General features: G+C 57.7%; 18 protein-coding genes, 2 tRNA genes and 2 rRNA genes. 14 read left to right on the plus strand and 8 right to left on the minus strand.

What is annotated here, in order from left to right; all coding sequences use genetic code 11:
• Positions 1-70 precede the first annotated feature (70 nt).
• The 6 genes from cadC to ACMGF7_RS12700 all read left to right on the plus strand — a co-directional run bounded on the left by cadC (position 71) and on the right by ACMGF7_RS12700 (position 8797).
• Positions 71-1627 (plus strand): lysine decarboxylation/transport transcriptional activator CadC, encoded by a 1557-nt coding sequence (gene cadC, locus ACMGF7_RS12675; RefSeq protein ID WP_197799233.1) that lies wholly within the window; start codon positions 71-73, stop codon positions 1625-1627.
• 370 nt (positions 1628-1997) lie between these two features.
• A complete protein-coding gene (gene cadB, locus ACMGF7_RS12680) occupies positions 1998-3341 on the plus strand; it encodes a cadaverine/lysine antiporter (protein WP_004931980.1) in 1344 nt (447 codons plus the stop codon).
• 95 nt (positions 3342-3436) lie between these two features.
• Complete coding sequence (gene cadA, locus ACMGF7_RS12685; RefSeq protein ID WP_004931982.1) at positions 3437-5575, plus strand: lysine decarboxylase CadA; 2139 nt, start codon at positions 3437-3439, stop codon at positions 5573-5575.
• Positions 5576-5643: 68 nt separating this feature from the next.
• Positions 5644-7095 (plus strand): dipeptide permease DtpD, encoded by a 1452-nt coding sequence (dtpD, locus tag ACMGF7_RS12690; protein ID WP_021505644.1) that lies wholly within the window; start codon positions 5644-5646, stop codon positions 7093-7095.
• Positions 7096-7151: 56 nt separating this feature from the next.
• Positions 7152-8483, plus strand: coding sequence for a tRNA lysidine(34) synthetase TilS (tilS, locus tag ACMGF7_RS12695; protein WP_164095966.1), 1332 nt, complete (start codon positions 7152-7154; stop codon positions 8481-8483).
• Positions 8483-8797 (plus strand): c-type cytochrome, encoded by a 315-nt coding sequence (locus ACMGF7_RS12700; protein ID WP_004931989.1) that lies wholly within the window; start codon positions 8483-8485, stop codon positions 8795-8797. Before tilS ends, ACMGF7_RS12700 begins: the two co-directional genes overlap by 1 nt.
• Before the next feature lie 50 nt (positions 8798-8847).
• Here the strand turns inward: ACMGF7_RS12700 and rof are convergent, their stop codons facing one another.
• Complete coding sequence (gene rof / locus ACMGF7_RS12705) at positions 8848-9111, minus strand: Rho-binding antiterminator (RefSeq protein WP_004931991.1); 264 nt, start codon at positions 9109-9111, stop codon at positions 8848-8850.
• Positions 9098-9298 carry a YaeP family protein gene (locus ACMGF7_RS12710; RefSeq protein ID WP_004931993.1) on the minus strand — a complete coding sequence of 67 codons (201 nt, stop codon included), beginning with the start codon at positions 9296-9298 and terminating at the stop codon, positions 9098-9100. The genes rof and ACMGF7_RS12710 overlap by 14 nt, the downstream gene beginning before the upstream one ends.
• Before the next feature lie 214 nt (positions 9299-9512).
• Between ACMGF7_RS12710 and ACMGF7_RS12715 the strand changes: the two genes are divergently transcribed.
• The 3 genes from ACMGF7_RS12715 to nlpE are packed head-to-tail and all read left to right on the plus strand — an operon-like array spanning position 9513 to position 11191.
• The gene (locus tag ACMGF7_RS12715; protein ID WP_015378883.1) at positions 9513-10061 is read left to right on the plus strand and encodes a YaeQ family protein; all 549 of its coding nucleotides are present in this window, start codon (positions 9513-9515) and stop codon (positions 10059-10061) included.
• Between the two features lie 3 nt (positions 10062-10064).
• Positions 10065-10478: an alternative ribosome rescue aminoacyl-tRNA hydrolase ArfB gene (arfB, locus tag ACMGF7_RS12720; RefSeq protein ID WP_004931997.1), complete on the plus strand. Its 414-nt coding sequence runs from the start codon at positions 10065-10067 to the stop codon at positions 10476-10478.
• Between the two features lie 29 nt (positions 10479-10507).
• Complete coding sequence (gene nlpE / locus ACMGF7_RS12725; RefSeq protein WP_164095965.1) at positions 10508-11191, plus strand: envelope stress response activation lipoprotein NlpE; 684 nt, start codon at positions 10508-10510, stop codon at positions 11189-11191.
• A gap of 60 nt (positions 11192-11251) precedes the next feature.
• Here nlpE and proS read toward each other — a convergent pair whose 3' ends face one another.
• The 6 genes from proS to metN all read right to left on the minus strand — a co-directional run bounded on the left by proS (position 11252) and on the right by metN (position 16846).
• Positions 11252-12970, minus strand: coding sequence for a proline--tRNA ligase (proS, locus tag ACMGF7_RS12730; protein WP_049241709.1), 1719 nt, complete (start codon positions 12968-12970; stop codon positions 11252-11254).
• A 120-nt stretch (positions 12971-13090) separates the two neighbouring features.
• Positions 13091-13798: a tRNA (N6-threonylcarbamoyladenosine(37)-N6)-methyltransferase TrmO gene (gene tsaA, locus ACMGF7_RS12735; protein ID WP_004932003.1), complete on the minus strand. Its 708-nt coding sequence runs from the start codon at positions 13796-13798 to the stop codon at positions 13091-13093.
• On the minus strand, positions 13795-14199 hold the full coding sequence (gene rcsF, locus ACMGF7_RS12740; RefSeq protein ID WP_049241712.1) for an Rcs stress response system protein RcsF: 405 nt from the start codon (positions 14197-14199) through the stop codon (positions 13795-13797). The genes tsaA and rcsF overlap by 4 nt, the downstream gene beginning before the upstream one ends.
• Before the next feature lie 114 nt (positions 14200-14313).
• Entirely contained in the window at positions 14314-15129 is an 816-nt protein-coding gene (locus ACMGF7_RS12745; protein ID WP_164095964.1) for a MetQ/NlpA family lipoprotein, read from the minus strand.
• A gap of 39 nt (positions 15130-15168) precedes the next feature.
• The gene (locus ACMGF7_RS12750) at positions 15169-15822 is read right to left on the minus strand and encodes a methionine ABC transporter permease MetI (protein WP_004932010.1); all 654 of its coding nucleotides are present in this window, start codon (positions 15820-15822) and stop codon (positions 15169-15171) included.
• Positions 15815-16846, minus strand: coding sequence for a methionine ABC transporter ATP-binding protein MetN (gene metN, locus ACMGF7_RS12755; protein WP_004932012.1), 1032 nt, complete (start codon positions 16844-16846; stop codon positions 15815-15817). Before metN ends, ACMGF7_RS12750 begins: the two co-directional genes overlap by 8 nt.
• Before the next feature lie 189 nt (positions 16847-17035).
• Here metN and gmhB point away from each other — a divergent pair, with 189 nt between their 5' ends.
• From gmhB to ACMGF7_RS12780, 5 genes are all read left to right on the plus strand, one after another.
• Positions 17036-17599, plus strand: a complete 564-nt coding sequence (gene gmhB, locus ACMGF7_RS12760; RefSeq protein ID WP_015378880.1) for a D-glycero-beta-D-manno-heptose 1,7-bisphosphate 7-phosphatase — start codon at positions 17036-17038, stop codon at positions 17597-17599.
• Between the two features lie 392 nt (positions 17600-17991).
• Positions 17992-19533, plus strand: a 16S ribosomal RNA gene (locus ACMGF7_RS12765).
• A 74-nt stretch (positions 19534-19607) separates the two neighbouring features.
• A tRNA-Ile gene (locus ACMGF7_RS12770) sits at positions 19608-19684 on the plus strand.
• 39 nt (positions 19685-19723) lie between these two features.
• Positions 19724-19799 (plus strand) — tRNA-Ala (locus ACMGF7_RS12775).
• Between the two features lie 207 nt (positions 19800-20006).
• Positions 20007-22913: ribosomal RNA gene (locus ACMGF7_RS12780) — 23S ribosomal RNA — on the plus strand.
• The 16S and 23S rRNA genes sit together here with 2 tRNA genes alongside, the layout of an rRNA operon.
• The last annotated feature ends 9 nt before the right edge of the window (positions 22914-22922 follow it).

Raw genomic sequence — 22922 nt, forward strand, 5'->3', positions numbered from 1 at the left:
CGGCCACAGCCGGGGGCGGTTATGCTATGATCGCGCCCTTGCCCTACATGCCTACAGAGTTATTTCCGCCATGCAAGAGCCTGCTTTTCGCGTCGGGGAGTGGCTGGTTACTCCTGCCGACAACACCATCAGCCGCGATGGTCGCCAGAAAACGCTGGAACCGCGCCTGATCGACATGCTGTGCTATTTCGCCCGGCACCCCGACGTGGTGCTGAGCCGCGACGAGCTGATCGACAACGTCTGGAAGCGCAATATTGTCACCAACCACGTGGTGACCCAATGTATTTCAGAGCTGCGCAAGTACCTGAAAGACGGCGACAGCGACAGCCCGGAATACATTATCACCGTGCCCAAGCGCGGGTATAAGCTGGCGACGTCGGTGATCTGGTGTGAAGAGGGGGAGACACAACCCGCGATTGCACTGGCGCCGCAGATCGCGGTGATTATGCATGAGCCGGAAGACGGCAGCGATGATGAAGAGGATACGCCCTATGTGCCGCCGCGCCGGGCAAGCGTGCCGGCTGCCGCGCCCGGCGAGAAGAAGCCGCATTTTTATCGCCGCTCGACGTTCTGGGTGTGGCTGGCGTTTCTGAGTGCGCTAAGCGTCTGCGTGGCGTTTGTCGGCATCGCCACGCTGTCGCAGCGCGTGCCGGTATCGACCATGCCGGTGCTGCTCAACCCGCGCGATATCGATATCCGCATCCAGGGCGGCGAGAGCTGCAGCAACTGGATGCCCCAGCTCTCTTACGTGGTGGGCGTCAGCGAGCTGATCACCGATTCGCTGAACACCTACTCGACTTTCCTGGTGCATGACCAAACTAATTACAACTATTCCGGCCCCAGCAACTCGGGTAAGTCGCTGTATATCGAGTTCGTCAATCAGCGCCACTACCGCGCCCAGCAGTGTTTCCTCTCCGTGCGGCTGGTGGATAACGCCGACAGTTCGATCATGTTGGACAAGCGTTACTTTATCACCGCCGATAACCAGCTGAAGATCCAGACCGACTTCCTCGCCAGCCTGTCCGCGGCGCTGAAGCAGCCTTGGCCGCCACAGCTGGAGCAGCGTCTGGCGCAGTTGCTGCCCGACAACGGGCCGTTGCTGCAGCGTTTCTACCAGGCGCATCAGTTGCTGATCCACGGTGACGCCGATTCGTTGACCCGCGCCAGCGCCCAGCTGAGCGAGCTGATTAACAGCGCGCCGAACTTCCGCTATCTGCTGGCTGAAAAAGCGTTGGTGGATCTGCTGCGCAATTCTTATCAACCGTTCGACAGCCCGGCCTTGGGGCAACTGCGCGCCGATATCAGCCATCTGGCGACGATCCCCGAATTGAAGAACACGCCGATCATGCAGCAGGTTCTGGCGGTAGATGCTTTGACGCAGGGGCGTATTGACGAGGCGCACCGGGCGATCGATCTGGGGATTGAATTGCAAATGTCGTGGCTGAATTATGTGCTGCTGGGCAAGGTGTATGAAATGCAGGGGCAGAATCATTTGGCGGCCGACTCTTATATTACCGCCTTCAATCTTCGCCCCGGTGAGGATACCTTGCATTGGATCACCAATGGCGTATTCCAGACGTCATTGACCAACGTGGTGCCTTATTTAAATAACTATCAGCGCCAATAATTAACCCAATATCACGCCGCCCTTATTCTTCGGGGATCATGGCGGCGTTATTTATTGGTGAAGTCATGTTGCATGAATGTATTATTTTGCTGCGCGATATTATCTCTTTTTTGCCATTTGTTATGCGTTATTAACCTTGTCATCTTTTTGTTTTTAAATGATGTTTATCTTTTCTTTAGCCTGTCTTTTTATCTTGATGTGTTAATGAAAAACCTCAGGTTATCATTTGTATGATCATGAGCGTAATCTCACTTTATCTTTAGGACTTTATTCCCCCCGATGGTTAGCATCCTGACTATCAAGCCGGCTCATTAAAATCTTTTATTTATGGGCGTGGCTTATAAGAAACGTAAATCAGGAGAAACTGACCATGGCTTCACCCAAGAAAATAGGGCTTATTGCCTGCACCGGCGTGGTCGCCGGTAATATGATGGGGAGCGGGATTGCCTTATTGCCCGCCAACCTGGCGAGTCTCGGATCCATCGCCATTTGGGGATGGGTGATCTCGATTATCGGGGCGATGTCGCTGGCTTATGTGTATGCCCGCCTCGCCACCAAAAACCCACAGCAGGGCGGCCCTATCGCCTACGCCGGTGAAATTTCCCCGGCCTTCGGTTTCCAGACCGGCGTGCTTTATTACCATGCCAACTGGATCGGTAACCTGGCCATCGGCATTACCGCCGTTTCTTATCTCTCCACCTTCTTCCCGGCGCTGAATAACCCGGTGCCCGCCGGCATCGCCTGTATCGCCATCGTGTGGGTCTTCACCTTCGTGAACATGCTGGGCGGAACCTGGGTCAGCCGTTTGACCACCCTGGGCCTGGTGCTGGTGCTGATCCCGGTGATCGTGACCGCCACCCTTGGCTGGCACTGGTTTGACGCCGCCACCTACCAGGCTAACTGGAACACCTCCGGCACCACCGACAGCCATGCGGTCATCAAAAGTATCCTGCTGTGCCTGTGGGCGTTCATCGGCGTGGAATCCGCGGCGGTCAGCACCGGCATGGTGAAAAACCCGAAACGCACCGTACCGCTGGCGACCATGCTCGGCACCGGTCTGGCGGGCATCATCTATATCGCCGCCACCCAGGTGATCAGCGGTATGTTCCCGGCGTCTGAAATGGCCGCCAGCGGCGCGCCGTTCGCCATCAGCGCCTCGGCGATTATGGGCAACTGGGCCGCACCGATGGTTTCCGCGTTCACCGCCTTTGCCTGCCTGACCTCGCTCGGGTCATGGATGATGCTGGTCGGCCAGGCCGGGGTGCGCGCCGCCAACGACGGCAACTTCCCGAAAGTGTACGGCGAGCTGGATAAAAACGGCATTCCGAAGAAAGGCCTGCTGCTGGCCGGTTGCAAAATGACCGCGCTGATGGTGCTGATCACCCTGATGAGCTCCGCCGGCGGCAAAGCGTCCGACCTGTTCGGCGAGCTGACCGGCATCGCGGTGCTGCTGACCATGCTGCCTTACTTCTACTCCTGCGTAGACCTGATCCGCTTCGAAGGGGTCAACGTGCGCAACCTGCTGAGCCTGATCGCTTCAGTGTGCGGCTGCGGCTTCTGCTTCATCGCGCTGATGGGCGCCAACTCTTTCGAACTGTCCGGCACCTTTATCATCAGCCTGATTATCCTGATGTTCTACGCCCGGAAAATGAATACCCGCCAGGCTGCCAGCGCAGCGGCGGTCGATGAAAACACCACGGCCAAAGCGCACTGATTCGCGTCCGCTGACCGACTGAATTTACCCAGCCCCTTTCTTTCCGACCTGTCAGCCGCGACGGGAAGGGGCTTGCTTTGCCAGGAGAAATGCATATGAACGTTATCGCCATCATGAATCACATGGGTGTCTACTTTAAAGAAGAGCCTATCCGTGAACTGCATCAGGCGCTGGAAAGTCTGGATTTCCGCATCGTTTACCCTAACGATCGCGAAGACCTGCTGAAACTGATCGAGAACAACGCCCGCTTGTGCGGGGTGATCTTCGACTGGGACAAATACAACCTGGAGCTGTGCGAAGAGATCAGCCAACTGAACGAGTACATGCCGCTGTACGCATTCGCCAACACCTATTCGACGCTGGACGTCAGCCTGAACGATCTGCGCATGCAGGTGCGCTTCTTCGAGTATGCGCTCGGCGCGGCAACCGATATCGCCGCCAAGATCAAACAGAATACCGACGAATATATCGACACCATCCTGCCACCGCTGACCAAGGCGCTGTTCAAATACGTGCGCGAAGGCAAATACACCTTCTGTACGCCGGGCCACATGGGCGGCACCGCGTTCCAGAAAAGCCCGGTCGGCAGCCTGTTCTACGATTTCTTCGGCCCGAATACCATGAAGTCGGATATCTCGATTTCGGTGTCCGAGCTGGGATCGCTGCTGGATCACTCCGGCCCGCACAAAGAGGCGGAAGAGTATATTTCTCGCGTGTTCAACGCCGAACGCAGCTATATGGTCACCAACGGCACCTCCACCGCCAACAAGATCGTCGGCATGTATTCGGCGCCGGCGGGCAGCACGGTGCTGATTGACCGTAACTGCCACAAGTCGCTGACTCACCTGATGATGATGAGCGACATCACGCCGATCTATTTCCGCCCGACCCGCAACGCTTACGGCATCCTCGGCGGCATTCCGCAGAGCGAGTTCCAGCGCGCCACCATCGCCAAACGCGTGAAGGACACCCCGAACGCCACCTGGCCGGTGCACGCGGTGATCACCAACTCCACCTATGACGGCCTGCTGTACAACACCGACTTTATCAAGAACACCCTGGACGTGAAGTCTATCCACTTCGACTCCGCCTGGGTGCCTTACACCAACTTCCATCCGATCTATAAAGGCAAGTGCGGCATGAGCGGCGGCCGCGTGGAGGGCAAGGTGATCTATGAAACCCAGTCCACCCACAAACTGCTGGCGGCCTTCTCGCAGGCGTCGATGATCCACGTGAAGGGCGACATCAACGAAGAGACCTTCAACGAAGCCTACATGATGCATACCACCACTTCGCCGCACTACGGCATTGTGGCCTCGACCGAAACCGCTGCGGCGATGATGAAAGGCAACGCCGGCAAGCGCCTGATCCACGGTTCTATCGAACGCGCGATCAAGTTCCGTAAAGAGATCAAACGCCTGAAAGTCGAGTCCGACGGCTGGTTCTTCGACGTCTGGCAGCCGGAGCATATCGATGAGCCGGAATGCTGGCCGCTGCGCTCCGACAGCGCCTGGCACGGTTTCAAGAACATCGACAATGAACACATGTATCTGGACCCAATCAAGGTCACCATTCTGACGCCGGGGATGAGCAAGGAAGGCGAGATGCAGCCGTTCGGCATCCCGGCCAGCATCGTGGCGAAATACCTCGACGAGCGCGGCATCATCGTCGAGAAAACCGGGCCGTACAACCTGCTGTTCCTGTTCAGCATCGGCATCGATAAAACCAAGGCGCTCAGCCTGCTGCGCGCGATGACCGACTTCAAACGTTCGTTCGACCTGAACCTGCGGGTGAAAAACATGCTGCCTTCGCTGTATCAGGAAGCGCCTGATTTCTATGAAAACATGCGCATTCAGGATCTGGCGCAGAACATTCACCGCCTGGTGGAGCAACACAACCTGCCGGACCTGATGTACCGCGCGTTCGAAGTGCTGCCAACCATGGTGATGAATCCGTACCAGGCGTTCCAGAAAGAGCTGCACGGCGAAGTGGAAGAGGTCTATCTGGAAGAGATGGTCGGTAAGGTCAACGCCAACATGATCCTCCCATACCCGCCGGGCGTGCCGCTGGTGATGCCGGGCGAGATGCTGACCGAAGAGAGCCGGCCGGTGCTGGAGTTCCTGCAGATGCTGTGCGAAATCGGCGCGCATTATCCGGGCTTTGAAACCGACATTCACGGCGCCTACCGTCAGGCGGACGGACGTTATCGGGTGAAAGTGCTGAAGGCGAAATAACCGCAGCCAAAAACAGGGGAGGCGCTCGCGCTTCCCCTTTGTCGTTCACCGACTGATGGGAGACCACCATGAAAACACCCTCACAGCCGCGCGCAATCTACTATGTCGTAGCGATACAAATTTGGGAATATTTCAGCTTTTACGGCATGCGTGCGTTATTGATCCTCTATCTGACCCACCAACTCGGCTATACCGACAGCCACGCCATCGATCTCTACAGCGCTTACGCTTCGTTAGTTTACGTCACTCCTATTCTTGGCGGCTGGCTCGCCGACCGCCTGCTGGGCAACCGCGTCGCGGTGATCGCCGGTGCGGCGCTGATGACCCTGGGGCATATCGTGCTCGGCCTGAGCGCGGTCTCCGCCCAGTCGCTCTATCTGGCGCTGGCGATCATCATCTGCGGTTACGGCCTGTTCAAATCCAATATCAGCTGCCTGCTGGGCGAGCTGTACCCGGCGCAGGACTCGCGCCGCGAAGGAGGCTTCTCGCTGCTGTACGCCGCCGGCAACGTCGGTTCCATTTTGGCGCCGATCGCCTGCGGGTTGGCGGCCGAGCGCTATGGCTGGCACGTCGGTTTTGCGTTGGCCGGGATCGGCATGTTCGCCGGTCTGGTGATTTTTCTGCTTGGCGGACGCCATTTCCGCCACACCCGCGGCGTGAATGCCCCGCTGATGCGCGCCAGGAGCCTGGGCCTGCCGCACTGGGGATGGCTGCTGGCGGCGCTGCTGGCGTCGCCGCTGTTCTTCACGTTGCTGTTTGAACGCGACTGGGCCGGCTATTTGCTCGGGTTGGTGTGCGTGGCGGCGGTGGCGCTGGTGGCGCGCATTATGCTGCGCGCGGACGCCGGCCAGCGGCGGGGGCTGTGGCAGATCATCGTACTGATGCTGCTGGGCACGCTGTTCTGGGCTTTTGCCCAGCAGGGCGGCAGCTCCATCAGCCTGTTTATCGATCACTTCGTCGACCGGCGCTGGTTCGGCTGGACGGTGCCGACCGCGCTGTTCCAGTCGGTTAACGCCTGCGCGGTGATGCTGGGCGGCGTGGCGCTGGCCTGGCTGGCGAGCGGCGGTGGCGCGGGCGACCGGACGCTGCGCATTTGGTGCAAGTTCGCCTTCGGTCTGCTGTTGATCGGCGTCGGCTTTATGCTGATGGCGCTCAATACGCGGCTGCACGGGCCGGGTTCGATGGGGCTGATGATCGCCGGCCTGGCGGTGATGGGCTTCGCCGAACTGTTTATCGATCCGGTGGCGATGGCGCAGATCACCCGGCTGAATATCCCCGGCGCCACCGGCGTGTTGACCGGTATCTATATGCTGGCGACCGGTTCGATCGCCAACTATCTGGCGGGCATCATCGCCAATCAGACCGCCGAAGACCACATCGAGGGGGCGGCGATGCAGGCGTATGGCCGCATTTTCGCTCAGATCGGCTGGGGGGCGGCCGGGTGCGCGCTGGCGGTGATCGCGGTGCTGGGCGGCTGGTGGCTGCTGACGCGGCGCCAGGCCCGGACGGTTAATGCTTGATTGATGGCGGTAGGCGGAGTTAACGTGCAGCTATGTAGAAGTGACAAAGCCTACCGATGGATACTGATCAATTAACGACGCAGGTGGCGGACCAGCTGGGCGCGCAGCAGCGGCTGCTGGTGGCGTTCAGCGGCGGCCTGGATTCCAGCGTGCTGCTGCATCTGCTGGCGGCGTTGCGCCGCCACCGTCCGGCGCTGCAGCTGCGTGCGCTGCACGTGCATCATGGCCTGAGCGTTTTCGCCGACCGCTGGGTTGAGCATTGCCGCAGCCGATGTGCCGACTGGCAGGTGCCGCTGACGGTGACGCACGTGCAGGTGGACGCCCGCCAGGGCGGCATCGAAGCGGCGGCGCGTGCGGCGCGCTATGCCGCCTTCAGCGCCGCCCTGGCGGAGGGCGAAGCGCTGCTCACCGCTCAACACCTTGACGATCAAAGCGAAACTTTCCTGTTGGCGCTCAAGCGCGGCAGCGGGCCGGCGGGGCTATCGGCGATGGCGGCGCGCGCCACGCTGGGCGAGCATTTGCTGTTGCGGCCGTTGCTGGGCTGCTCGCGTCAAACGCTGGAAAGCTACGCGCAGCGCCACGCCTTAAGCTGGATAGATGACGACAGCAATCAGGACACGCGCTTCGATCGCAATTTCCTGCGTTTGCAGGTTTTGCCGCAGCTCAACCAGCGCTGGCCGCACTTCGCTTCGGCGGTGGCGCGCAGCGCCAGCCTGTGCGCCGAGCAGGAGCAGCTGCTGGACGAACTGCTGGCGGAACCGCTGCAAAGCCTGTTGGCGGCGGACCGCTCATTGGCGATCGACGGCCTGACCGACTGTTCGCCGGTGCGGCGTTTCGCCTTGTTGCGGCGCTGGATCGCGTTGTTTAACGTCACTATGCCGGCGCGTGAGCAGCTACAGCGCCTGTGGGAGGAGGTGGCGCTCAGCCGGGAAGACGCCGAACCGCAGCTGCAGCTCGGCGCCTATCAGATCCGCCGATTCCGTGGCCGACTGCACCTGCTGCCGCCGCTGGCGGCGCTGCGCGGTGTGCATCTGCACTGGCGGCCTGACCAGCCGCTGACGTTGCCGGACGGGTTGGGGCAGTTGGTTGCCGGTGAGGGCGATCTGGCGCTACGCGCGCCGCAGCCAGCGCAGCGGATCAGCATTCGTTTCGGCGGCGTGCAGGGCGCCGTGCGTATCGTGGGGCGCGCCCATTCGCGGCCGATAAAAAAACTGTGGCAGGAGCTGGGGATCCCTCCCTGGCAGCGTGATCGCATCCCGTTGATTTATTATGATGAGCAGCTGATCGCTGCTTTGGGCGCATTCGTCTGTGAGGCGGGGCAGGTGCCGGAAGGCGAACGCCCGTGGCGGCTGCGCTGGGAAAAAAATCATAATCGCGAGGAGCACTGATGAAGTTAGTGGGGATCACGCTGTTGGCCGCCGGCCTGTTCAGCCTGCCGGCGTTGGCGGCGGGGGATGCGGCCGCCGGTCAGGCCAAAGCCGCCGCCTGTGCGGCGTGCCACGGCGCGCAGGGCAAGGTGACGGTGCCGATGTACCCGAATCTGGCCGGGCAGAACGCCATGTACCTGCAGCACGCGTTGCAGGCGTATAAGAAAGGGGAGCGCAACGGCGGCCAGGCCGAGGTGATGAAGGCCTATGTGTCGGGATTGTCGGATGACGATATCGCCGATCTGGCGGCTTATTACGCCAGCCTGAAACCCTAAATGACGAGGGCAGCCATTGGGCTGCCCTGTTGGGATGGGGTTACCGCTGCTCAGTCCGACAGACTGACGACCACGGTACCGATTTCCGGATGACTGAAACTGCTGATATGGTCCAGCCGCAGGTCGCGCTGCTGGCCGTTCTGTTCGATGGTCAGATACTCAACGCGTTTCTTTTGCAGCAGGTCGATCGCCTTGGCCTCGATCACTTCTCCGTCGCGTAACTCCAGCTTCAGAATAAGTTTATGCTGACAGGCGAGTTCCAGGTTGTCGTAGTCATCGCAATTGATGGGTTGGTACTCATCATTCATCAACATAGTCGCTCACCAATAAGTTAGCGGCGGCAAAGGCCGCCTGTTCCCTAACGGAGGACGGTAGCGCGTCGTTCGCTGCGACATCGTCCAATGCCTTTAACGCACAAGCCAGCGCATCAGGCACGTAGCCAAGATCTCCACTGCCAATCTCGGCGTAAGTACGGCGTACTAACTCACAGTATTGTTGCACAGTTTCCTCCCTTAAGAACCTCTGCATCATCAAGACCGCTCTCGCGATGAGGCGCAGGCTCTCGGAGTTTTATCCTATCCTAGACGACTATAGCACAGCTGTTATGGAGTTATCAGCACCCCGACACGCCTTTCGTTCTGCGCCGAGCCGGGCTGCGCTGGCGGCGTTCACCCCTGATCAAGTACACTGTCGCCGAATAACAACGAGGTCACCCATGGCGCTGAAAGCAACCATTTATAAAGCCGCGGTCAATATCGCTGATATGGATCGTCACTTCTATCACGACGCCACGCTGACGCTGGCGCAACACCCGTCCGAAAATGAACAGCGCATGATGCTGCGCCTGTTGGCCTGGATCTGCCATGCCGACGAGCGGCTGGTGTTCACCAAAGGGCTGAGCGCCGACGATGAGCCGGAGATCTGGCAGCGCAACGACCATAACGGGCTGGAAATGTGGATCGAGATGGGGTTGCCTGACGAGAAGCGCATTCGCAAGGCCTGCAACCAGTCGCCGCGCGTGGTGTTGTACGCTTACGGCGAGCGCGCCGCGCACGTGTGGTGGCAGGCGATGCAGGGCAAAGTGGCCGGTTACAAGAACCTGAGCGTACGCTTCCTCGACGACGAGCAGCTGGCGCGGCTGACGGCGCTGGCCAGCCGCACCATGACGCTACAGGCGACGCTGCAGGAGGGAACTATTTGGCTGTCCGATGCTCAGAATAGTCTGGAAATCCAGTTTGCCGAGTGGCAGCGGGCGCAGGTGTGACCGGTGCTGGAACTGTCAAGAAACGTCGCCATACCGGATAATGAGCTGGAATTAACGGCGATCCGCGCGCAGGGCGCGGGCGGCCAGCACGTGAACAAAACCTCAACGGCGATCCATTTGCGCTTTGACATCCGGGCATCCAGCCTGCCAGAGTATTATAAGGAAAGGCTGCTGGCGCTGAATCACCATTTAATTACCGCCGATGGCGTGGTGATTATCAAGGCGCAAGAGTATCGCAGTCAGGAATTGAATCGCGAAGCGGCGTTGGCCAGGCTGGTCGCGTTGATTCAGCAGGCGATGGTGGTGGAAAAAACGCGCAAGGCGACCAAGCCGACGAAAGGAGCGAAACTGCGTCGCCTGGAAGGCAAGACGCGTAAAGGCGCCACCAAGGCGCTGCGCGGCAAGGTTCGCACTTAGGAATACATGAACACAGTAGGAGAATAACTGTGAAGAAAATTACGATAGCCCTGTTCTTGGCGGCAGGCGCACTCTCGTTGTTGGGATGCAACAATCATTATCAACCGAAGGAACAACCGCTGCAGGCGATGCCGCAGAGTTATCAAGGGGTGTTGCCTTGCGCCGATTGCGGCGGTCTGGATACAGCGCTGTTCCTGGATGAAGATGGCACCTTCGTGCTGCAGGAAACCTATCGCGGCAGCAAAGACGGCGATCAGACCTTTGCCGACTACGGCAAATGGGCGCGCACCGCGGATAAGCTGGTGCTGACCGACAGCACCGGCGAGAAACGCTACTTCCGTCCGGTGGGCAAGAGCCTGGAGATGCTGGATCGCAGCGGCGCGCCGATCGAGTCCAAGCTGAATTACCGTCTGGAGCCGGTCGAAAAGCCGTTGCCTAAAACGCCAATGGTGATGAAAGGCAGTTATACCTATATGGCGGATGCGGCAGTCTTCAAAGACTGCGCCACCGGCATCACTTTCCCGGTGGATAACAACATCGCGCTGGAGCAAGGTTACGCCAAGGCCAATAAGACTGCCGGCGAGCCGGTGTTCCTGACCTTCAACGCGCACTTCAGCGTGCAGCCGTCGATGGAAGAGGGGCAGATTGAAAAAGCGGTGGTGCCGGACGGCAAGATCGCGTTCGACCGCAGCAAAAGCTGCAGCAGCAAGTAACGCGTTTCGGATATAAAAAAACCCGCCTAGGCGGGTTTTTTATTCTCTGGCGATCGGCGCTTAGCGTTTGATCTGGCCCAGCAGGAAATCAACGATTTCGCCGGTTTTGATCATTTGCTTCTCGCCGACGCGGCGGTTCTTGTACTCGATCTCTTCGTTATCGAGGTTACGATCGCCGATAACGATAGAGTGCGGCACGCCGATCAGCTCCATATCCGCGAACATCACGCCCGGACGCTCTTTGCGGTCATCGAGGATCACGTCGATGCTGTGGGAACGCAGGGTGTTGTACAGCTCTTCTGCCAGCGCCTGTACGCGGAACGACTTGTGCATGTTCATCGGCAGGATCGCCACCTGGAACGGCGCGATGGCGTCCGGCCAGATGATGCCGCGTTCGTCGTGGTTCTGCTCGATGGCGGCGGCCACGACGCGCGTGACCCCGATGCCGTAGCAACCCATGGTCAGCACCTGGTTGCGGCCGTCTTCACCCTGCACGGTCGCTTTCATCGCTTCCGAGTACTTGGTGCCGAGCTGGAAGATATGGCCCACTTCGATGCCGCGTTTGATCAGCAGCGTACCCTGACCGTCCGGGCTGGCGTCGCCTTCCACCACGTTACGGATATCGGCCACCTGCGGCAGCGGCAGATCGCGCTCCCAGTTGATGCCGAAGTAGTGTTTGCCGTCAACGTTGGCGCCGGCGCCGAAATCGCTCATCGCCGCCACGCTGCGGTCGGCTACCACTGGCATCGGCAGCTTGACTGGGCCAAGCGAGCCTGGGCCGGCGCCGACGATGGCGCGGATCTCTTCTTCGGTGGCGAAGGTCAGCGGCGCGGCAACCTGCGCCAGCTTCTCGGCCTTGACTTCGTTCAGTTCGTGATCGCCGCGCACCAGCAGGGCGACCAGCTTGTGGCCGCTCTCTTCGGTGGCGCGCACCATCAGCGTCTTCACGGTTTTTTCCACCGGCAGCTGGAATTGCTCGACCAGCTCGGCGATGGTTTTGGCGTTCGGCGTATCCACCAGGCGCAGCTCTTCGCTGGCTGCGGCGCGCGGCTCTGCCGGCGCGACCGCTTCCGCCAGCTCGATGTTGGCGGCGAAATCGGAACCGGTGGAGAACACGATATCGTCTTCACCGCTCTGCGCCAGCACCTGGAATTCGTGCGAGGCGCTGCCGCCGATCGAGCCGGTATCCGCCTGCACCGGGCGGAAATCCAGGCCCATGCGGCTGAAGATTTTGCTGTACGCTTCGTACATCGCGTCGTAAGTCTCCTGCAGAGACTCCTGTGAGGTGTGGAAGGAGTAGGCATCCTTCATCAGGAACTCACGGGAACGCATCACGCCGAAACGCGGGCGCACTTCATCACGGAACTTGGTCTGGATCTGGAAGAAGTTCAGCGGCAGCTGCTTGTACGAGCTGATCTCGTTGCGGATCAGATCGGTGATCACTTCTTCATGCGTTGGGCCCAGCACGAACGGACGATCGCCGCGGTCGACGAAGCGCAGCAGCTCGGGGCCGTATTGCTCCCAACGGCCGCTTTCCTGCCACAGATCGGCAGGCTGAACCACCGGCATGGAAACTTCGATCGCGTTAGCATTGTTCATTTCTTCGCGAACGATGTTTTCAACCTTCTTCAGAACGCGCAGGCCGGTCGGCAGCCAGGTGTAAAGACCGGAGGCCAGCTTGCGGATCATCCCGGCGCGCAGCATCAGCTGGTGGCTGATCACTTCGGCGTCGGCAGGTGTCTCCTTCAGTGTGGAGAGCAGATATTGGCTAGTACGCATGGTGTTTTGGTTCCGTTAGAACTGCAAATTGCATCGGGCTGCCAGAGTGGCGGCCAAAAGTGACAAAAGTGGTTTAGTTTACCAGCGCGAGCGGGTCGCCAAAAGAGAGGCGGCGGAATTTTAACGCGGGTCGAGCGCCAACACTTCGGTGTGGCCGTCCACGACACGCCAGCGCACGTTGAAATCCAACAGCCAGACGGCGTAATCCCGTTCGATGTCCTCTCCTTTACGATAGGCGGGACGGGGGTCTTGCGCCAGCACCTGGCTGATAAAACGCCTTAATTGCGGGTAGCGCGCCTGATGTTGCTGCAGCTGTTGCTCGGCCTGCGGTGCGAAACGCACCGGCATATCGCCGGCGGGCGCGGCCTGGGCAAAGCCGGCGCGGGCCTGCGGCTGGCTCTCGGCGAACGGCAGATAAGGCTTGATGTCCACCACCGGGGTGCCGTCGACCAGGTCGAGGCTGCCCAGTTCCAGCGCCACTTCACCGTTTTTCACCCGCACGCCCTTCAGCTCAATGAGCGACATGCCGAGCGGGTTGGGGCGGAAGGTGGAGCGGGTGGCGAACACGCCCATGCGGGCATTGCCGCCTAAACGCGGCGGACGCACCGTCGGGCGCCAGCCGCCTTCCATGGTTTGATGGAAAATGAACATCACCCACAGATGGCTGAAATCGCTGAGGCCGCGCACCGCTTCCGCCTGGTTGTAAGGCGGCAGCAGCAGCAGTTCGCCGCCGCCGTCTTCGACCAGCCCCGGTTGGCGGGGCACGGCGAATTTTTCTTTATAGGGCGAGCGGATCACGCCGATCTGCTCGAAAACGAATTCGGTCATTTGGACGAGACGTTAAGCGCCGAGCCCTGACAAACGGCCTGTTGATAGCAACCGGCGACGCCGCTGACAATCTGGCAGTCGTGCAGCAGCACGGCGTTGGCCTTCATGTAAGACGCACGGATTTGCATGCGTTTACGGGCGGTGGCCAGATTTGGTGGAGAGTCTTGCACGGTGGTTTGGCACGATTCGCCGGACACTTCACCCAGATCGCGGAACGGCTTGCCCACGAGCTCTTCTGCACTTTTATACAGTTTTACCGGAGCGGGGCGGGCGGCCGGCGTGGTCTTGGCCGGAGCGGTGCTGGTCGGCTTGCTGGTGCTGCTTGTTGAGGACGGCGCGATACGCTGCGATGAACATCCGGCCAGCGCGAGCGCTAACAAACAGAGAGGTAAAACACGCATTGAGATTCCTCTGCCTTAATGAAAGTGGCGCTATTGAAGCAAGCTATGGCGGAAATAACAAGACGGGCCTTGGCCCGTCTTGCAATTATAGGAATAAAATGAGTGAATAAGCGCTTACCAGCCTTTCACCGCGCCGCCGTTGAAGATTTTGTTGGCGGCCGCGTCAACGTCGTCAGACTGATAGGCCTGAACGAATTTCTTCACGTTTTCCGCATCTTTGTTATCTTCGCGCGCAACCAGCAGGTTGACGTAAGGCGAGTCTTTATCTTCCACGAACAGACCGTCTTTCGCCGGCGTCAGGCCGATCTGGCTGGCGTAGGTGGTGTTGATCACTGCCAGCGCGATCTGCTGATCGTCCAGAGAACGCGGCAGCTGAGGCGCTTCCAGCTCAACCAACTTCAGGTTTTTCGGGTTCTCGGTCACGTCCAGCACGGTCGGCAGCAGGCCAACGCCGTCTTTCAGCTTGATCAGACCGACTTTCTGCAGCAGCAGCAGCGAACGGCCCAGGTTGGTCGGATCGTTAGGCAGCGCGATCTGCGAACCTTCTTTCAGCTCGTCCAGCGATTTGATTTTCTTGGAGTAACCAGCGATCGGGTAAACAAAGGTGTTGCCGACCGGCACCAGCTTGTAGCCGCGGTCTTTGATCTGCTGATCCAGATAAGGCTTGTGCTGGAAGGCGTTCAAATCGATATCGCCTTTACTCAGCGCTTCGTTAGGCAGCACGTAGTCGTTGAAGGTGACCAGTTCAACGTCCAGACCGTATTTCTCTTTCGCCACTTTCTGCGCCACTTCGGCGACTTGCTGCTCTGCGCCGACGATCACGCCGACCTTGATGTGGTTCGGATTCTTTTCATCCTGGCCACAGCCCGACAGAGCCAGCGTGCCGATCAGTGCGCCAATTGCCGCGATGGATTTAAATTTTAACGACATATCCCTTCCTCATTAGACTCGCATTAATATGCGGTGAAATTATTTATGGGTAACGGCTTTGACGATGCGATCGCCGCAGAATTGGATCAGATAAACCAAAACTACCAGTAATACTAATACGGTATTCATCACTGTGGCGTTATAACCGATATAACCGTATTGGTAACCGATTTGGCCCAGACCGCCGGCGCCGACTGCGCCGCCCATGGCGGAGTAGCCCACCAGGGTGATCAGGGTGATGGTCGCGGCGTTAACCAAGCCCGGCAGGGCTTCCGGCAGCAACACTTTCTTGATGATCTGCATCGGCGTGGCGCCCATGGCGCGCGCCGCTTCCACCAGACCGGACGGGATTTCCAGCAGGGCGTTTTCCACCATGCGCGCGATGAACGGCGCGGCGCCCACGGTCAACGGCACGATGGCCGCCTGCAGGCCGATCGAGGTGCCGACGATCATGCGGGTAAACGGAATCATCCAAACCAGCAGGATGATGAACGGAATGGAACGGAAGATGTTCACCAGCCCGGACAAAATTTTATACAGCGAATTGTTGGCGATGATCTGCCCCGGGCGGGTGACATACAGCAGCACGCCTACCGGCAGGCCGAGCACGAAACCGAAGAAGCCGGAGACAAAGGTCATCATGACGGTTTCCCACACGCCGCGCGCCATCAACCACATCATTGCCTCAGACATAACCCAGAACCTCTACTTTTACCTGATTTTCTTGCAGGAACTTAATCGTCGCCAGCGCGTCTTCGTCGCTGCCGTGCAGCTCCGCCAGCATCACGCCGAATTTCACGCCGCCGGCATAATCCATCTGGGCGCTGATAATGTTGTTGTTCACGTTGAAGCGGCGAGCGGCTTCAGACAGCAGCGGCGCATCGACCGACTGACCGGTGAACTCCAGGCGCAGCAGCGGCTGGCGGTCGCCCTGACGCTCCGGCGACAGGCGCGCGGCGTAGTCGTCCGGGATATCCAGATGCAGCGTGGACTGAATGAACTGCTGGGCCAGCGGGGTTTTCGGGTGTGAGAACACTTCGCTGACGCTGTCTTTTTCGATCAGCTGCCCCTGGCTGATGACCGCGACCTGGTCGCAGATGCGTTTCACCACGTCCATTTCGTGGGTGATCAGCAGAATGGTCAGGCCCAGACGGCGGTTGATGTCTTTCAGCAGCTCCAGGATGGAACGGGTGGTGGCCGGATCCAACGCGCTGGTGGCTTCGTCGCACAGCAGCACTTTAGGGTTGCTGGCCAGCGCGCGCGCGATCGCCACGCGCTGTTTCTGGCCGCCGGACAGATTGGCCGGATAGGCGTCGTGTTTGTCCGCCAGGCCGACCAGCTCCAGCAGTTCGGTCACGCGCTTTTTGATCTCGGCGCGCGGCGTATTGTCCAGCTCCAGCGGCAGCGCCACGTTGCCGAACACCGTGCGGGAAGAGAGCAGGTTGAAGTGCTGGAAGATCATGCCGATTTGGCGACGGGCGCGCGTCAGTTCGCTTTCCGACAGAGACGTCAGATCCTGGCCATCGACCAGCACCTGGCCGGAGGTAGGGCGCTCAAGCATGTTGGCGCAGCGGATCAGCGTGCTTTTGCCGGCGCCGGAAGAGCCGATAACGCCATAGATTTGCCCGGCAGGAACGTGAAGGGTCACGTCAGAGAGCGCGGTAATGGTGCGCGAACCCTGCTGGAACACTTTAGTGATGTTAGAAAGTTTAATCATATTCTTCTTATTTTAGCGTGGTTGCCCGTGGCTAGATAAAAGTAAACCTCGGCGTGGAACCAAGGTATGGATCAGATGTTAAGGCGTCTAGACGTCTAAGTCAACGACCAGCGACGTTCTCCGGCGTTCTCAGTGCGGGGTAAAACATGCGATACTTGTCAGCGTATTCAGCCCCTCAGGAGCAAAGCGGTGACACAAAGCGTTCCAGCAATTTTTCTCGATCGTGACGGTACGATTAACGTTGACCATGGTTATGTCCATGAAATCGACAATTTCCACTTTATTGACGGCGTGATTGACGCCTGTCGCGAACTCAAAAAGATGGGGTTCGCGCTGGTGATGGTGACCAACCAGTCGGGCATTGCGCGCGGCAAGTTCAGCGAAGACCAATTTATGTACCTGACCGAGTGGATGGACTGGTCGCTGGCCGATCGCGACGTCGACTTCGACGGCATCTATTTCTGCCCGCATCATCCGGAGGCGGTAGTGGAAGAGTATCGTCAGGTCTGTGACTGCCGTAAACCGCAGCCGGGCATGCTGCTGCAAGCGCAGCAGGAATTGAACATCGATATGGCCGCTTCTTATATGGTGGGTGATAAACCGGAAGATATGCAGGCGGCGATCGCGGCTGGCGTCGGCACCAAGGTGCTGGTGCGTACCGGCAAGCCGGTGACGGAGCAGGGTGAAAAGTTGGCCGATTGGGTGCTAAATAGCCTGGCGGACCTGCCGGCAGCCATCAAAAAGCGGGTTTAATAGGCGTTACGCATGAATAGTGAGCGGTCAGATAAAAAATGCATATTATCGCTTGTCATTCTGAACCGGCTCCCTATAATGCGCCTCCATCGACACGGCGCAAGTGATTCACTTCACACAGCGGCCGGGAAGAAAGAGAAAAAATCCTGAAAATTAGGGTTGACTCTGAAAGAGGAAAGCGTAATATACGCCACCTCGAGTTAGCAAGCGAAAGCGCCTAACTCACTGCTCTTTAACAATTTATCAGACAATCTGTGTGGGCACTCCACAAGACGATATCCAGCATCTTCGGATGCAAAAAAATATCAAGTCTTGAAGAGTGACTAACTGAAGTAAAATTCATGCAGTAAATCTTTGAGCATCGCTTCTCGAGTGGAAGCACATCAAGCTTTTAATTGAAGAGTTTGATCATGGCTCAGATTGAACGCTGGCGGCAGGCTTAACACATGCAAGTCGAGCGGTAGCACAGGGGAGCTTGCTCCCTGGGTGACGAGCGGCGGACGGGTGAGTAATGTCTGGGAAACTGCCTGATGGAGGGGGATAACTACTGGAAACGGTAGCTAATACCGCATAACGTCGCAAGACCAAAGAGGGGGACCTTCGGGCCTCTTGCCATCAGATGTGCCCAGATGGGATTAGCTAGTAGGTGGGGTAATGGCTCACCTAGGCGACGATCCCTAGCTGGTCTGAGAGGATGACCAGCCACACTGGAACTGAGACACGGTCCAGACTCCTACGGGAGGCAGCAGTGGGGAATATTGCACAATGGGCGCAAGCCTGATGCAGCCATGCCGCGTGTGTGAAGAAGGCCTTCGGGTTGTAAAGCACTTTCAGCGAGGAGGAAGGTGGTGAGCTTAATACGTTCATCAATTGACGTTACTCGCAGAAGAAGCACCGGCTAACTCCGTGCCAGCAGCCGCGGTAATACGGAGGGTGCAAGCGTTAATCGGAATTACTGGGCGTAAAGCGCACGCAGGCGGTTTGTTAAGTCAGATGTGAAATCCCCGGGCTCAACCTGGGAACTGCATTTGAAACTGGCAAGCTAGAGTCTCGTAGAGGGGGGTAGAATTCCAGGTGTAGCGGTGAAATGCGTAGAGATCTGGAGGAATACCGGTGGCGAAGGCGGCCCCCTGGACGAAGACTGACGCTCAGGTGCGAAAGCGTGGGGAGCAAACAGGATTAGATACCCTGGTAGTCCACGCTGTAAACGATGTCGATTTGGAGGTTGTGCCCTTGAGGCGTGGCTTCCGGAGCTAACGCGTTAAATCGACCGCCTGGGGAGTACGGCCGCAAGGTTAAAACTCAAATGAATTGACGGGGGCCCGCACAAGCGGTGGAGCATGTGGTTTAATTCGATGCAACGCGAAGAACCTTACCTACTCTTGACATCCAGAGAACTTTCCAGAGATGGATTGGTGCCTTCGGGAACTCTGAGACAGGTGCTGCATGGCTGTCGTCAGCTCGTGTTGTGAAATGTTGGGTTAAGTCCCGCAACGAGCGCAACCCTTATCCTTTGTTGCCAGCGGTTCGGCCGGGAACTCAAAGGAGACTGCCAGTGATAAACTGGAGGAAGGTGGGGATGACGTCAAGTCATCATGGCCCTTACGAGTAGGGCTACACACGTGCTACAATGGCGTATACAAAGAGAAGCGACCTCGCGAGAGCAAGCGGACCTCATAAAGTACGTCGTAGTCCGGATTGGAGTCTGCAACTCGACTCCATGAAGTCGGAATCGCTAGTAATCGTAGATCAGAATGCTACGGTGAATACGTTCCCGGGCCTTGTACACACCGCCCGTCACACCATGGGAGTGGGTTGCAAAAGAAGTAGGTAGCTTAACCTTCGGGAGGGCGCTTACCACTTTGTGATTCATGACTGGGGTGAAGTCGTAACAAGGTAACCGTAGGGGAACCTGCGGTTGGATCACCTCCTTACCTAAAGATATTAGTTCGAGTGGCGTGCTCACACAGATTGTCTGATAGAAAGTAACGAGCAGAAATACCTTTATAGGCTTGTAGCTCAGGTGGTTAGAGCGCACCCCTGATAAGGGTGAGGTCGGTGGTTCAAGTCCACTCAGGCCTACCACTTCTCATGAAGTGGAAAAGGTACTGCGCGTGACTGTATGGGGCTATAGCTCAGCTGGGAGAGCGCCTGCCTTGCACGCAGGAGGTCAGCGGTTCGATCCCGCTTAGCTCCACCATATAGTCCGGTATTTCAATACTTCAGAGTATATTGGCGACAGTATGCTGCGAAGTATTTTGCTCTTTAACAATCTGGAACAAGCTGAAAATTGAAACATGACGGCTGAAATTTATCCCTCCGTAGAAGTACTGGGATAAAGAGTAACCTGTCATAGAGTCTCTCAAATGTTTGCAGCGCGAACGATGGAAACATCTTCGGGTTGTGAGGTTAAGTGACTAAGCGTACACGGTGGATGCCTAGGCAGTCAGAGGCGATGAAGGGCGTGCTAATCTGCGAAAAGCGTCGGTAAGGTGATATGAACCGTTATAACCGGCGATACCCGAATGGGGAAACCCAGTGTGTTTCGACACACTATCATGTCATGAATACATAGTGGCATGAGGCGAACCGGGGGAACTGAAACATCTAAGTACCCCGAGGAAAAGAAATCAACCGAGATTCCCCCAGTAGCGGCGAGCGAACGGGGAGGAGCCCAGAACCTGAATCGGCTTGTGTGTTAGTGGAAGCGTCTGGAAAGTCGCGCAGTAAAGGGTGATAGCCCCGTACACTAAAATGCACAGGTCGTGAGTTCGATGAGTAGGGCGGGACACGTGACATCCTGTCTGAATATGGGGGGACCATCCTCCAAGGCTAAATACTCCTGACTGACCGATAGTGAACCAGTACCGTGAGGGAAAGGCGAAAAGAACCCCGGCGAGGGGAGTGAAATAGAACCTGAAACCGTGTACGTACAAGCAGTGGGAGCACCTTCGTGGTGTGACTGCGTACCTTTTGTATAATGGGTCAGCGACTTATATTTTGTAGCAAGGTTAACCGTATAGGGGAGCCGTAGGGAAACCGAGTCTTAACTGGGCGACTAGTTGCAAGGTATAGACCCGAAACCCGGTGATCTAGCCATGGGCAGGTTGAAGGTTGGGTAACACTAACTGGAGGACCGAACCGACTAATGTTGAAAAATTAGCGGATGACTTGTGGCTGGGGGTGAAAGGCCAATCAAACCGGGAGATAGCTGGTTCTCCCCGAAAGCTATTTAGGTAGCGCCTCGTGAACTCATCTTCGGGGGTAGAGCACTGTTTCGGCTAGGGGGCCATCCCGGCTTACCAAACCGATGCAAACTCCGAATACCGAAGAATGTTATCACGGGAGACACACGGCGGGTGCTAACGTCCGTCGTGAAGAGGGAAACAACCCAGACCGCCAGCTAAGGTCCCAAAGTCATGGTTAAGTGGGAAACGATGTGGGAAGGCATAGACAGCCAGGATGTTGGCTTAGAAGCAGCCATCATTTAAAGAAAGCGTAATAGCTCACTGGTCGAGTCGGCCTGCGCGGAAGATGTAACGGGGCTAAACCATGCACCGAAGCTGCGGCAGCGACGCTTAGCGTTGTTGGGTAGGGGAGCGTTCTGTAAGCCGTTGAAGGTGGCCTGTGAGGGTTGCTGGAGGTATCAGAAGTGCGAATGCTGACATAAGTAACGATAAAGCGGGTGAAAAGCCCGCTCGCCGGAAGACCAAGGGTTCCTGTCCAACGTTAATCGGGGCAGGGTGAGTCGACCCCTAAGACGAGGCTGAAAAGCGTAGTCGATGGGAAACAGGTTAATATTCCTGTACTTGGTGTTACTGCGAAGGGGGGACGGAGAAGGCTAGGCTAGCCGGGCGACGGTTGTCCCGGTTTAAGCGTGTAGGGGGTGTGACCTGGTAAATCCGGTTGCATACTAACCCTGAGGCGTGATGACGATGCACTACGGTGCAGAAGTAGTTGATGCCCTGCTTCCAGGAAAATCCTCTAAGCTCCAGGTAACATTAAATCGTACCCCAAACCGACACAGGTGGTCAGGTAGAGAATACCAAGGCGCTTGAGAGAACTCGGGTGAAGGAACTAGGCAAAATGGTGCCGTAACTTCGGGAGAAGGCACGCTGGCATGTAGGTGAAGTCCCTTGCGGATGGAGCTGAAGCCAGTCGAAGATACCAGCTGGCTGCAACTGTTTAATAAAAACACAGCACTGTGCAAACACGAAAGTGGACGTATACGGTGTGACGCCTGCCCGGTGCTGGAAGGTTAATTGATGGGGTCAGCCGCAAGGCGAAGCTCTTGATCGAAGCCCCAGTAAACGGCGGCCGTAACTATAACGGTCCTAAGGTAGCGAAATTCCTTGTCGGGTAAGTTCCGACCTGCACGAATGGCGTAATGATGGCCAGGCTGTCTCCACCCGAGACTCAGTGAAATTGAACTCGCTGTGAAGATGCAGTGTACCCGCGGCAAGACGGAAAGACCCCGTGAACCTTTACTATAGCTTGACACTGAACATTGAGCCTTGATGTGTAGGATAGGTGGGAGGCTTTGAAGCGTGGACGCCAGTCTGCGTGGAGCCATCCTTGAAATACCACCCTTTAATGTTTGATGTTCTAACTCGGCCCCGTGATCCGGGGTGAGGACAGTGTCTGGTGGGTAGTTTGACTGGGGCGGTCTCCTCCCAAAGAGTAACGGAGGAGCACGAAGGTTAGCTAATCACGGTCGGACATCGTGAGGTTAGTGCAAAGGCATAAGCTAGCTTGACTGCGAGAGTGACGGCTCGAGCAGGTACGAAAGTAGGTCTTAGTGATCCGGTGGTTCTGAATGGAAGGGCCATCGCTCAACGGATAAAAGGTACTCCGGGGATAACAGGCTGATACCGCCCAAGAGTTCATATCGACGGCGGTGTTTGGCACCTCGATGTCGGCTCATCACATCCTGGGGCTGAAGTAGGTCCCAAGGGTATGGCTGTTCGCCATTTAAAGTGGTACGCGAGCTGGGTTTAGAACGTCGTGAGACAGTTCGGTCCCTATCTGCCGTGGGCGTTGGAAGATTGAGAGGGGTTGCTCCTAGTACGAGAGGACCGGAGTGAACGCACCACTGGTGTTCGGGTTGTCATGCCAATGGCATTGCCCGGTAGCTAAGTGCGGAAAAGATAAGCGCTGAAAGCATCTAAGCGCGAAACTTGCCTCAAGATGAGTCTTCCCTGGGCCTTCAAGGCCCCTGAAGGGACGTTTAAGACTAAGACGTTGATAGGCTGGGTGTGTAAGTGCAGCGATGCATTGAGCTAACCAGTACTAATGATCCGTGAGGCTTAACCTTACAACACCG

It is taken from the genome of Serratia sp. BNK-17 (genome assembly GCF_048684935.1).
In the GTDB taxonomy this organism is placed as follows: Bacteria; Pseudomonadota; Gammaproteobacteria; order Enterobacterales; family Enterobacteriaceae; genus Serratia; species Serratia nematodiphila.